This window comes from Achromobacter aloeverae, from assembly GCF_004121055.1.
Lineage (GTDB): Bacteria > Pseudomonadota > Gammaproteobacteria > Burkholderiales > Burkholderiaceae_B > Bordetella_C > Bordetella_C aloeverae.
The window spans coordinates 435,689-447,699 of sequence record NZ_PYAL01000004.1 but is presented as its reverse complement, the minus strand read 5'-3'; the positions used below and the strand labels follow the sequence as shown (position 1 = coordinate 447,699).

Here is a 12,011-nt window from a genome sequence, read left to right as displayed (position 1 = left end):
AGTTCAGTTCAATTCAATGCCGGCGTCATGGATCACGCGGTCCCAGACCGCCGTTTCCTTGCGCACGATGTCGCTCAATTCCGTGCCGTTCTTCAACAGCAGGTCCACGCCCTGTTCATCGAAATGGCGTGCCAGGGTCGGATCGCGCAGCGCGTCCCGCACGGCCTCGTAGAGGCGGTCGACGACGTTCGCGGGTGTATGGGCGGGTGCGAATATGGCGTTCCAGGTGCTGTAGGTGAAGCCCGGGACAGTGTCGGAAATCAAGGGCAGGCCCTTCAAGGGTGTCGAATTGCTGGGCGCCGTGATGCCCAGCGCGCGTATCGACCCCCCGTTGATCATTGCCGTGAAGGAAGGCATGGTGCCGAAAATCGCCTGGACCCGGCCGGCGGACAAGTCGGTCATGACCTGGCCTGCGCCCTTGTACGGTATGTGCGTGATCTGTATGCCGGCGCTACGCGCGAACAGTTCCGTGCCCAGGTGCGCGAGGCCGCCGACACCGGCGGACGCGAAGTTCAGCGCGCCCGGGTTGGCCTTGGCATAGGCGATGAGTTCGGCGACCGACTTGAACGGCGTCTTGGCGCTCACTACCAGGACATGCGGCGCCGTGTCCACCATCGCCACCGGCATCACCTCGGTCAGGATGTCCACGCGCTTCTTGCTCAGCAGGGGTTGGCTGGTGATGTTGCCGGACGCGCAGAAGAACACCGTATAGCCGTCGGGCGCGGCCCGCGCCACGGTATTCAGGGCGGGCACGCCCGCGCCGCCGCCCATGTTCTCGGCGACGAAGGACTGGTTGAGGCTGGCCCCCATGGCCTGGCCCAGTTCCCGTCCCAGCACGTCGGTGGCGCCGCCTACCGCGAAGGGAATGATCATGCGGATCGGCCTGCCGGGATAGCGGTCCTGAGCACGAGCGGCGAAGGGAAGTATGGCCGCCGCGCCGAGCAGGCGGCGCCGGACGGGGTTCATCGTGATGCTCATGGCTACGTCTCCATCAAGTTCTTTTTGTCGCTCGCTTGTCCCAGGACCGAGGCATCACTCGTGGGCAGCAAGCGATGTCGGCCCCACGACATGGGGGCATTGTCGCGAGGCTGGCATGATGAGCAGCTCTCCCGGGAAAGGCAAGGCGTTTCGGCAGGCGTAACATTGCCATCTCATGGCGACACGCCTTGCACACACGGAAAGCGCATGACGAAATCTCCCTCCCGTCCGACAACCGCATCGACCACTACCGTAGCCGAGGCCCCCAGGCGGCCCGTCATGAGAGGCCCCGAAGACATTGCGCCGACGCCGGGGCAGGAGCATGTGCATGCCGTCGTGCGCGCCATGTCCCTGCTCAAGGCATTCGACGGAGGCGACGAAGTGTTCCTCTCTCTCACAGAGCTGGCCCGCCGCACCGGCATGCATAAGCCTACCGCCTTGCGGCTGGCGCGCACCTTGGCCTTGTCGCGCTTCATGGTCCAACGCAAGGATGGCGCGTGGCGGCTGGGCCCCGCGGCGGGCTGGATAGGGTCGCGCTACCAGGCGCAATTCGACGTGGGGTCGGTGATCGAACCCATCCTGCGCCAACTTTCCATCGACACGGGAGAGAGCGCTTCCTTCTATGTGCACGAAGGCAATCTGCGCAGCTGCCTGATGCGTTGCGACGGCCCTAACGCGCGTCCGGATCATCCACGCTCGGGCGAGCTGCTGCCGCTGGACCTGGGTGCGCCGGGGCGCGCCATCCTGGCCGCGCTGGGTGAACCGGGCGATCTCTACGAGCGCATCCGGCGTCAGGGCTATCACTGGGCCCGCGCGGAGCGTTCCACGGGGGCCGCCGCGGTCGCCGCGGCGGTGCGAGGCGGGCAAGGCACGGTGCTGGGCGCCATCAGCACCTCAGGCCCGGTGGAGCGCCTGACGCCCGCGGTATTGCGCAAGCTGGCGCCGCAAACGGTCGCTGCCGCCAAGCGCCTGGGCGTGGCCCTGGGCGGCGTTCCGGCCACGGCCTTGCGTGCCACATGGCACCCCTGATGTTACGTACCGCGTAACGCATTGCCGGCGCGGACCGGGGTGTCTTCCAATGTGAGCTTTCCTGCGTGGCCGCAGGTCTTCTCCGGAAATCCCATGACCACTCCCCCGCCGAGGCAACAGCTCGGTCCCGCGCCCAATGCACGGCGCCATCTTCCCCCCGCCTTGCGCGGCATCCTGTCCCTGGGCGATTTCGAACCGGCGGCGCGGCGGATCCTGCCGCGGCCTATCTTTGGCTACCTGCAGGGCGGCGTGGAGGACAACGTCACATTGCAGGCCAACGTGGCAGCCTTTCGCAAATGCATGTTTCGCACCAATGTCCTGGTGGATGTGTCCGCGCGTGAACAGGGGCGCGAATTGCTGGGGCAGGTCTACCGCACGCCATTCGGCATCGCGCCCATGGGTTTGTGCGCCATGTTCGCCTTCGACGGCGACGTTGCCATGGCCGGCGCGGCCGAGGCGGCAGGCATCCCTTATGTATTGAGCGGCGCATCGCTGACGCGCATGGAACGCGTGGCGCAAGCGGCGCCCACCAGCGCCTGGTTCCAGGCCTATATCCCGGGTGAGCCGGCGCATATCGAGGGCCTGATCCAGCGTGTCGAAAAAGCCGGGTTCCGGACGCTGGTCGTGACGGTGGATACGGCCACGCTGGCCAATCGCGAGAACAATGTGCGCGTGGGGTTCTCCACGCCGCTGCGGCCCAGCCTGCGACTGGCCTGGGACGGCTTGCTGCGGCCGCGCTGGTTGCTGCGGACGCTGGGGCGGACCTTGGCCAGGCACGGCATGCCGCATTTCGAGAACGCGGGGTCGGGCAGAGGCGTGCCCATCATTTCCAGCAGTGTCGTGCGGCAGTTTGGCTTGCGCGATCACTTGTCCTGGGAGCATCTGGCGCTCATACGCCGGCAATGGCGGGGCAAGCTGGTGGTGAAAGGCATCATTTCCGCGACGGATGTCATGCGTGCGGAACAGGCTGGCGCCGATGGCGTGATCCTGTCCAATCATGGCGGACGGCAGTTGGACGGGACGGTCCCTCCCCTGCTGGTGCTGCCGGATGCCGTGAAGGCAAAAGGCCGGATGGCGCTGATGCTCGATAGCGGCATCCGGCGCGGCACGGACGTGTTGAAGGCGCTGGCACAAGGCGCCGACTTCGTGTTCGTGGGGCGTCCCATGGCTTATGCCGCCGCGGTTGGCGGCCAGCAAGGCGTCGCCCATGCCATCGACCTGCTGCGCGACGAGATTCATCGGGACATGGCCTTGCTGGGCGTTCGCAGGCTTGCCGACCTGGGCAGGGAGCACTTGGTCCCGGTCTAGTCGCCTTGCCCGCCGCGCCCGGCCGCCGGCGCTTTCCCAAGTAGGCAAACCCAAAAAAACCCATTTACCCGGAGACAAAAATGATCCTGCATCGTCATCGCCGCACCCTCGCCACGGCCATCGCGGCCAGCGTGCTTGCATATCCCTTGATGGGATGGGCGCAAGAATCCAGCTACCCCACCCATGCGGTACGCGTCATCGTGCCCTTCGTGCCTGGCGGCAATGCCGACAGCAGCGCGCGCATATTCGCGGAAGCGTACGGCAAGCAGTTGGGGCAGTCGTTCATCGTCGAGAACAAGGGTGGCGCGGGCGGCATGATAGGCGCATCGCAGATGGTCCGCGCCGAACCCGACGGCTACACCATCATGATCGGGACGACCGCCCCTATCGTGGCCAGTTGGCAGTTGGCGGGCAAGTCCGCCAGCTATGGATTGAAGGACATGAAGGCCGTGGCCTTGCTGACCCAGGTTCCCGATGTCATCGTCACCAAGGCCAACTCGCCGTTGAAGTCCTACGCGGACCTGGTGGCCTATGGCAAGGCGCATCCCGGCGCGCTCAAGTTCGGTCATCCTGGCAATGGCACGGCGGGGCATGTCAACATCCTGCAGATGCAGAAGGCCTTGTCGCAGAAGTTCATCATCGCGGCCTACAAGGGAGCAGGACCGGCGGTGCAGGACCTGCTGGGCGGCCAGCTGGATGCGGTGGCGACGGACCTGCCTTCGGCCTTGCAGTTGATCCGGGCGGGCCAGCTGCGCGCCTTGGCGGTCGTATTTTCCCAGCGCGTAGCTTCCTTGCCGGATGTCCCCACCATGGCGGAGCTCAAGCAACCGGACGTGGATATCGCGCCCTTCACGGCCACCATGGCGCCGCGCGGCGTTCCGCCCGCGGTCGTCGCAAGGTTGGTGGACGCCAGCAACGCCGCCCTCGACGATCCCGCGGTCCGCAAGCGCGTGGAAGATATCGGGGGCGTACCGGTCAAGATGAGCGGCGGCGACTTCGACCAGTTCCTGGAACGCCAGACGGAAACTTATCGCGGACTGGTGTCGTCTGGATTGTTGACGGCGGAGTAAGGCGCCGCAGGGCGGGGCGGAAGACTCCACCCTGGGCAAGATGGACCGGCGGGCGTAGCACGCCTGTCGCTGCCGCTTATTTATTCCGCGACCAGCGTCTTGTATTGCACTGTGCTCTTCGCCGAGGCCTGCGTAAGCTCCACGGTCAGGGCGATGCCGTATGTTCGCAGATATACCAGCTTTTCCCTTCTGGTTTCGATTCCGTTTTTGTTAAAGAACGTGCATGTCATGTCGACCGCCTGCCCAGGAACTTGCGGCATGAAGCGAGAAGCCGGGTAGTTGTCGCCGCTGGTGCAAGTGACCCTGCGAGACATCTGCAAGGACGAGCCGAAGTAATACATCGACTCCCATTCGAACGTGAAAGTGCCATGTTCGGGGACATTGCGTACGTCGGCCGGCCATTCCTTGATCTCTCGCGCCCGTTCAAGGCCAGGAAGTCTCAGCGCCGTGGTCATCCCGGACTGCTCGATGAACGGCGCCAGCCCACGATACGTAAGGTCGAGACTAAAGAAATAGGGTAGGCCGTTGCGTGTCTGATGCGTGATGCCGCGTACGAAACCGTCGTCCTGATCGTTGATGTACGTGCTCTCGACTTCGCTGTCGGTCGACTTGCCCTCGGCCCCTTCCGTATGGAGGCTGGCGGATACCTTCAACGTCTTGAAGCCCAAAGCCTCGGTGCCCGGCTGAGGTAATTTTTCCCGGACCGAGCGCGAAAGGTTCCCCACCTTCATGCGCTCGCTCGAATACGTCGCGGGGTCGGCGACGATTTGTTTGGCAGGATCATCCCACGGCCCCGTAATAGGAACACCGCAACCGGTCAGTGCGACCGTGGAACTCAATAGGCCGATCAAGGATATCCGCAAAGGTGCAGCCACCACGCTCCCTCTCCAATCAAATCAAATTATGACAAATATTTCTAAATATTGATTGTGGAGCAAAAGTGGAAGGTTGGCTAGGGGATGTGGCCATGACCCGGCGCCCGGACGATCTGGACAGGGCCAAGCTCCGCCTTGTCGACATCAAAGGGCGCAGCCGACAAAAAAGCCCGTAAGACTTTGATTCTTACGGGCTTCTTGCGCTTCCAGGACTAGCCTGGAACAAATTCCTGGTGCCGACGGCGAGACTCGAACTCGCACAGCTTTCGCCACTACCCCCTCAAGATAGCGTGTCTACCAATTTCACCACGTCGGCAGGGTAACTCTTGCTTCCAGCGCACTGGCCGCTGGAAAGTCCAAGATTCTAGCACGGTTCCGGCCCTTATGTGGGCGCGGATAGAGGGAACCGGGCCCTGGCACGGCAGGGCCCGGTGGGCTTACTTGGAGGCCGGCGCGGCAGGCGTGGCCGGGGCGGGCGCGGCCGGAGCGGCCGGCGCCTGCGGGATCGACGCGTCAGGCTTGGCCGGCGCGGCGGCGGGCGCATTGCCGGCCGGGGCCGCGGGAACCGAGCTGCCAGCGGCAGGCGCCGGAGCGCCCGGAACTTGCGGCACGGAGCGATCGGCGGGCGGCGCCTGGTAGTTCTGCATCACGCCCGATTCGACCGGCGCGCCCACGCCCTTGTGGGTCACATAGGCCAGGCCCGCGGTCGTGGCGAAGAAGACGACCGCCGCCCATTTCGTGGTCCGCGACAGGAAATTGGCAGCGCCCGAAGCGCCAAACAGGCTGCCGGCGGAACCGCTGCCGAAAGCCGAACCCATATCGGCGCCCTTGCCCTGCTGCAGGAGGACCAGGACGATGATGGCCAGTGCCGACAGCACCTGGACGACCATCAGAATCGATTGCATCAAAGACATCTCTTACTCCGAAACGCTGTTCAAACAGCGGCTATGCGTAAAAATTCATCGGCCACCAGCGACGCGCCGCCCACCAGGGCGCCGTCGATGTCGGGCATCGCGAACAGCGTGGCGGCATTGGCTGCCTTGACGCTGCCGCCATAAAGAATACGGACCTGCGGCACGCCCAGGCCGCGCAGCGCCACCCGGATGGCGCCATGCACTTCCTGCGCCTGCTCCGGCGTCGCGGTGCGGCCGGTGCCGATCGCCCAGACCGGCTCGTAGGCCAGGACCAGCCTGGCCAGCGCGTCGGCGCCCAGGGCCAGGACCGGCTCCAGCTGGCGCTCGATGACGCCCAGCGTGTTGCCGCCCTCGCGCTCTTCCAGGGTCTCGCCGACGCAGACCACCGGGGTCAGCCCCACGGCCAGCGCGGCGCGCGCCTTGTCGGCAACCAGTTGATCGCTTTCACCGTGCATGGCACGGCGTTCCGAATGACCGGCCAGGGCCCAGCGGCAGCCGAAATCCCGCAGCATGGCGCCCGCCACTTCGCCCGTATAGGCGCCCTTCTCATGCACGCTGATATCCTGCGCGCCCCAGGAAATGGTGCTGCCCTTGAGCAGCGACTCGGCCTGGGCCAGATAGGGGAAAGGCACGCATACGCCCATTTCGCAATGGTTGCCAGCGCCCTGCCGCAAGGCCGCCAGCAAGGCAGCGTTGTCGGCCAGGGTTCCGTGCATCTTCCAATTGCCCAGCACCAGGCGCGCGCGCTGGACGGTGGACGGGGCTTGGCGATCTGTCGTCGTCATAGATATAAGCTAGGCAAACCGGAGTTGGTTCAGGAATTAAGTTCGGAACAGGCCTCGGCGGTCCCCCGCCCCACAGCCGGACGGGCATCGCGGGAGACTTAAATCTCCCGCACCTATCCACGGCCCCACGGCCGTAGCAAGACGGACCCACCAAAAAATCCCGGTCAAACCCGTGATTGTATCCTGTTCGGCGGATTCGGGGGGAGAACTTGCCCCCGAGGGACATCCGCGGCGAGGCCCGCCCCTCATCCTTTTGCCCGTCACCCACCCGCAAGCACGTACTTGTTACTCCCCGCTGTCATCCGCCGCTGCTAAACTGGCCGCTCACTTGGGGAGTAGCCTGCTTCCGATCCCCTGGAAGCGCCCGCGTCAACATTCTTGGCCTCGCGGCCATGGCGCCGGCAGCCGTAGCGGCTTGGCGAGACCATGGTTTTCCTTGTGCTTCAGCCGGGCGCACAGGGAAATCTATGCGTCGCCCGGCCGAGCGCTCCGTCCCCATGAATTTCGCCGCCACCCTCCTCCTGGCCTTCGCCATGTCGACCGATGCCTTCGCGGCCGCCATCGGCAAGGGCACCAGCCTGCACAAGCCCCGCTTCAGCGATGCCCTGCGCGCCGGCGTGATCTTCGGCGTGATCGAGGCCATCACGCCCCTGATCGGGTGGCTGGTCGGCTCCGTCGCGGCCAAATATGTGGAGAACTGGGACCACTGGCTGGCCTTCGTCATGCTGTCCATCCTGGGGCTCCTGATGATACGCAACGCCGTCCGCGCGCCCGGCGAGGACGAGGCGGACAGGCCGCCCCGCAAGCACTCCTTCTGGAACCTGGCCTTGACCGGCTTCGCCACCAGCATCGATGCGATGGCGATCGGCGTCAGCCTGGCCTTCATCGACAACAATATCCTGGTCACCGCCTCGGTCATCGGGCTGGCCACCCTGCTGATGGTGACGACAGGCTTCATGCTGGGCCGGGTATTGGGCAGCCTGGCCGGCAAGCGCGCGGAAATATTCGGCGGACTGGTGCTGATCGGCGTCGGCACGTCCATCCTGTTCGAACACCTGCGCGCCTGAGTCCACCAGGGAGGAGGTCGCGCAGCGAGAGGCGGGCAGCCAGGTGCGGCACATGCCCGTCAATGAGAAAAATGTCGGAGAAATAGGCAAGTATCCGCTTCGTTTAGGCACGCATTCGTCCGGGGAATCAGCCTAGTATTGACGCTGACGTGGATCAGGGCGGCACGCCGCCAGGTCGCGCGCCCAGGCGGCCGCCGGAACACGGCGCTGCGCCCGCGCGAACCGCGCCGCGCCGTTCCCTCCACGGTTTCCGCAATCCTTGTCGCTGTCGGGAGATTCCCATGACTACTTCTTACGCGTTCGGCGCGACCGGCCCCAAGGCCGCGCTTGGCCCCTTCAACTACCAGATCCGCGATTTGCGCGAATTCGACGTGCAGCTGGAAGTGCTGTACTGCGGCGTCTGCCACTCCGACCTGCACCAGGCTCGCGACGAGTGGCGCAACACCATCTATCCCGTCGTGCCGGGCCACGAAGTCGTCGGCCGCGTGACCGCCGTCGGCTCGCAGGCCACCAAGTTCAAGGTCGGCGACATCGTCGGGGTGGGCTGCATGGTCGACTCCTGCCGTACCTGCGCCAGCTGCAAGGAAGGCCTGGAGCAGTACTGCGAAGGCGAAACAGGCTTCGTGCCGACCTACAACGGCATCGACAAGCAGACCGGCGCCGTCACCTATGGCGGATACTCGTCGCGGATGGTGGTGGACGAGGCCTTTGTCCTCAACGTTCCCAAGAACCTGGACCTGGCCGGCGTGGCGCCGCTGCTGTGCGCGGGCATTACCACCTATTCGCCCCTGCGCACCTGGAAGGCCGGCCCCGGCAAGAAGGTCGGCATCGTCGGCCTGGGCGGGCTGGGCCACATGGGCGTGAAGCTGGCCGCCGCGATGGGCGCGCACGTGGTGCTGTTCACCACCTCGCCGTCCAAGATCGAGGACGGCAAGCGCCTCGGCGCGCAAGAAGTGGTCATTTCCAGGAACCCCGACGAAATGAACGCCCACGCGAACAGCTTCGACCTCATCATCAATACGGTGGCGGCCAAGCACGACCTCAATCCCTTCCTGAACCTGCTGCGCCGCGACGGCACGATGGTGCTGGTGGGCGTGCCCGAGCACGACCATCCGTCTCCCCAGGTCGGCAACCTGATTTTCAAGCGCCGCCGCCTGGCGGGCTCGCTCATCGGCGGAATCGCGGAAACCCAGGAAATGCTGGACTTCTGCGGCGAGCACGGCATCACGTCCGATATCGAACTGATCCCGATGCAGAAGATCAACGAAGCTTATGAGCGCATGCTCAAGAGCGATGTGAAATACCGCTTCGTGATCGACTCGGCTTCACTGCAGCAGCAGTAGGACGGCGGACCTAGATCCCCCCCGCGCCGGCCTCGGGACGCTCGCGCTGGGACGCATGCCATCCCAGCAGGCGTTCCTCCGCGAACTCGATCGCCTTGAAGAGCAGCACGCCCAGGATGCATAGCAAGGCCAGGGCGACGAAGACCGTCGGCGTATCGAAACTGCCCTGGGCCACCAGGATCACGTGGCCCAGGCCCGTTTCACCGGCGACGAACTCCCCCACGATGGTGCCGACCAGCGCGAACGAGATCCCCACCTTCATGCCGGCCAGCAAACTGGGCATGGCATTGGGAAAGCGGATTTTCCATAGGATCTTGGCGCGCGACGCCCGGTTGACGCGCGCCATGTCCAGCATGTCCGGATCGGTGGACCGCAGCCCCAGCACGGTGTCGATGAGGATGGGAAAAATGGCGATCAACAGGGCAATGGCGATTTTCGGCGCCGCGCTGGTGCCCAGCCAGATCACGAACAGCGGCGCCAGCGCCACCTTGGGCACCGCATTCATCGCCACCAGCAGCGAGTACAAGGTACGGTCCAGGAAGCGCGAATAGACAATGCCGATCGCCGCCGCCACGCCCAGCACCACCGCCAGCACGAAACCGGCCAGCGTCGTGCGCAGCGTATCCAGGCTTTGCATGAGCAGGTAACCCGGCTGCTTGAAGAACTCCAGGATGACCTTGCTGGGCGCGGGCAGCAGGAACTCCCGGATTCCCAGCGTCCGCACCGCGATCTCCCAGATGACCAGCAGAACCAGCATCGTGGCTAAAGCCTGCCGGCTGCGCACCGTACGTTTCCACAGTTGTTTCACGGCGCTCTCCGCTCAATGCTTGTAGATGCCCAATCCGCGGAACGTGTCCCGGATATGCGATACGTAGCGGGCGAACTCGGCGGTCTCGCGCACTTCCAGCCCGCGCGGACGTTCCAGTTCGATGGGGATTGCTTCCGCGACGCGCCCCGGTCCCCGCGCCATCATCACCACCCGGCTGCCCAGGTAGACCGCTTCGGAGACCGAATGCGTGATGAACACGACCGTCTTGCCCGTCGCCATCCACGCGCGTTGCAGCTCGACGTTCAGCTCGTCGCGCGTGAAGGGATCCAGCGCGCCGAAGGGTTCGTCCATCAGCAGCAGCTGCGGGTCCAGCAGCAGCGCGCGGCAGATGGACACGCGTTGGCGCATCCCGCCGGACAGTTCGCGCGGATAGCGGTCGAGGAAGGCCGACAAGCCGAACAGGTCCAGCAGCTCGCGCGCCCGGCTCTCGTACCGCGCGCGCGGCGCATCGTGGAGCTCCGCCGCCAGCAGCACGTTGTCCAGGATGTTGCGCCACTCCAGCAGCAGATCGCGCTGGAACACCACGCCCATGTCCTCCGGCGGCTCCAGGATGGCCTTGCCGCGCAGGTTCAGCGCTCCGCTGCTGATGCCCTCCAGGCCCGCGATGCACTTGAGCAGCGTGCTCTTGCCGCAGCCGCTAGGACCGACGATGCTGACGAACTCTCCCTCGGAGATATCCAAGGTCACGTCTTGCAGCGCGTGCAGCGGGCCGCTGTCCGAGCGGTAGATCTTGTTCAATCGCGCGATTTCCAGGAACCCGGACACGGCGCATCTCCTTGCTCGGCTATCAGTTCGGCAACAGGGCGTTGGTGTAGTAGTCGGCGGGGACGCGTCCCGGCTTGATCTGGCCCGTCTTCTCCAGGGTCTCGATGGCCGCCTTCCAGTCGGCATCGGTCTGGACGCCGAACGCAAGGCCCGGCTTGCTGGGGCTTTCAAAGAAGGGGCGATAGGCCTGCAGCTGTTCGCGCAGCACGTCCGGATCCAGTTTCGCGTTGGGCCGGTCGGCGATGATGGCGGCCACCGCCTCGTCGATGTGGCCGTCGTAGATGTACTTCCACGCCCGCAACTGCACGTCGACGAACTTGCGCAGCGCCTCGCCCTTGTCCTTGATGGTCGACGGCGTCGCGACCAGCCCGTAGCTGGGGAAGCTGATGCCGCTGTCGGCAAGCAGCAGCGCCGACGCCGGGCGCGTCTTGCGCACCATGGGCTGCCCGAAGGGAGCCTGCGTCATGAGGCCGTCGCTATTGCCGGAAGCGTAGGTGGACACCATGGCGCTGGGCGCCACCATCACCACGCTGACCTCGCTCCTGGACAGGCCGTTGACCTTCAGGAAGGGGTCTATGAACGGCGCCCAGGGACTGGTGGTGAAACAGACGATCTTCTTGCCGGCCAGGTCCTTGGGCGACTTCACCCCCTGCTTTTCATCCATCAGCACGGCCAGGTCGCCGGTCCTGGCGAAACCCGCGATCGACATCAGGTCCAGGCCGTTCTCCTTGGCCACCGCCATGGTGCCCAGGGCGACCTGGCCCACGTCCACCTGCCCAGCCGCCAGCAGCTGCAAGGTATTGATGGTGCCGGTGCCGTCCTGCACTTCCACCTCCAGGCCCGCTTGCTTGAACCATCCTTTTTGCAGCGCCAGGTGCATGGCGCCATGCATGCCCCATGGCGAGAAATCCAGGCGCACCAATAACTTGTCGGCCGCGCGCGCCGCTGGCGACAACGCCAGGCCCGCCGCCAGCGCGACCGCGCCGCATACCCTGGACAACGCTTTTCTACGATTCATTCCGTTCCCCTTGACGAGTTGGTTCTGCTT

Annotated in this window: 12 protein-coding genes, 1 tRNA gene and 1 riboswitch; of the genes, 5 read left to right on the top strand and 8 right to left on the bottom strand. The window is 65.1% G+C overall.

The annotated features are described in order from the left end of the window. Positions 1 to 3: 3 nt before the first annotated feature. Entirely contained in the window at positions 4 to 978 is a 975-nt protein-coding gene (locus C7R54_RS16120) for a Bug family tripartite tricarboxylate transporter substrate binding protein (RefSeq protein ID WP_129151451.1), read from the bottom strand. A 279-nt stretch (positions 979 to 1,257) separates the two neighbouring features. Here C7R54_RS16120 and C7R54_RS16115 point away from each other — a divergent pair, with 279 nt between their 5' ends. The 3 genes from C7R54_RS16115 (at position 1,258) to C7R54_RS16105 (ending at position 4,385) form a co-directional block, all read left to right on the top strand. Further along, positions 1,258 to 2,007: an IclR family transcriptional regulator gene (locus C7R54_RS16115; RefSeq protein ID WP_129151450.1), complete on the top strand. Its 750-nt coding sequence runs from the start codon at positions 1,258 to 1,260 to the stop codon at positions 2,005 to 2,007. A 93-nt stretch (positions 2,008 to 2,100) separates the two neighbouring features. Continuing rightward, positions 2,101 to 3,315, top strand: coding sequence for an alpha-hydroxy acid oxidase (locus C7R54_RS16110; RefSeq protein ID WP_129151449.1), 1,215 nt, complete (start codon positions 2,101 to 2,103; stop codon positions 3,313 to 3,315). Positions 3,316 to 3,395: 80 nt separating this feature from the next. Further along, entirely contained in the window at positions 3,396 to 4,385 is a 990-nt protein-coding gene (locus tag C7R54_RS16105) for a tripartite tricarboxylate transporter substrate binding protein (protein WP_129151448.1), read from the top strand. An 80-nt stretch (positions 4,386 to 4,465) separates the two neighbouring features. Here C7R54_RS16105 and C7R54_RS16100 read toward each other — a convergent pair whose 3' ends face one another. From C7R54_RS16100 to tpiA, 4 genes are all read right to left on the bottom strand, one after another. Continuing rightward, the gene (locus C7R54_RS16100) at positions 4,466 to 5,236 is read right to left on the bottom strand and encodes a hypothetical protein (protein ID WP_129151447.1); all 771 of its coding nucleotides are present in this window, start codon (positions 5,234 to 5,236) and stop codon (positions 4,466 to 4,468) included. 255 nt (positions 5,237 to 5,491) lie between these two features. Further along, positions 5,492 to 5,576: transfer RNA gene (locus C7R54_RS16095), tRNA-Leu, on the bottom strand. Positions 5,577 to 5,697: 121 nt separating this feature from the next. Next, positions 5,698 to 6,174 (bottom strand): preprotein translocase subunit SecG, encoded by a 477-nt coding sequence (gene secG, locus C7R54_RS16090; protein ID WP_129151446.1) that lies wholly within the window; start codon positions 6,172 to 6,174, stop codon positions 5,698 to 5,700. A gap of 20 nt (positions 6,175 to 6,194) precedes the next feature. Continuing rightward, positions 6,195 to 6,959: a triose-phosphate isomerase gene (tpiA, locus tag C7R54_RS16085; RefSeq protein ID WP_129151445.1), complete on the bottom strand. Its 765-nt coding sequence runs from the start codon at positions 6,957 to 6,959 to the stop codon at positions 6,195 to 6,197. A gap of 315 nt (positions 6,960 to 7,274) precedes the next feature. Further along, positions 7,275 to 7,412, top strand: a riboswitch (yybP-ykoY riboswitch). A gap of 44 nt (positions 7,413 to 7,456) precedes the next feature. Between tpiA and mntP the strand changes: the two genes are divergently transcribed. Together mntP and C7R54_RS16075 are read left to right on the top strand one after the other, a co-directional pair. After that, positions 7,457 to 8,026, top strand: coding sequence for a manganese efflux pump MntP (gene mntP, locus C7R54_RS16080; RefSeq protein WP_129151444.1), 570 nt, complete (start codon positions 7,457 to 7,459; stop codon positions 8,024 to 8,026). Positions 8,027 to 8,307: 281 nt separating this feature from the next. Continuing rightward, the gene (locus C7R54_RS16075) at positions 8,308 to 9,369 is read left to right on the top strand and encodes an NAD(P)-dependent alcohol dehydrogenase (RefSeq protein ID WP_129151443.1); all 1,062 of its coding nucleotides are present in this window, start codon (positions 8,308 to 8,310) and stop codon (positions 9,367 to 9,369) included. Between the two features lie 10 nt (positions 9,370 to 9,379). On the opposite strand, the gene C7R54_RS16070 is transcribed toward C7R54_RS16075, so the two are convergent. Genes C7R54_RS16070 through C7R54_RS16060 form a run of 3 tightly spaced genes read right to left on the bottom strand, consistent with a single transcriptional unit; the run spans position 9,380 to position 11,981 of the window. Beyond that, on the bottom strand, positions 9,380 to 10,177 hold the full coding sequence (locus tag C7R54_RS16070; protein ID WP_240039548.1) for an ABC transporter permease: 798 nt from the start codon (positions 10,175 to 10,177) through the stop codon (positions 9,380 to 9,382). Positions 10,178 to 10,189: 12 nt separating this feature from the next. Then, a complete protein-coding gene (locus C7R54_RS16065; RefSeq protein ID WP_240039547.1) occupies positions 10,190 to 10,963 on the bottom strand; it encodes an ABC transporter ATP-binding protein in 774 nt (257 codons plus the stop codon). A gap of 22 nt (positions 10,964 to 10,985) precedes the next feature. Then, the gene (locus tag C7R54_RS16060; RefSeq protein ID WP_129151441.1) at positions 10,986 to 11,981 is read right to left on the bottom strand and encodes an ABC transporter substrate-binding protein; all 996 of its coding nucleotides are present in this window, start codon (positions 11,979 to 11,981) and stop codon (positions 10,986 to 10,988) included. Positions 11,982 to 12,011 lie beyond the last annotated feature (30 nt).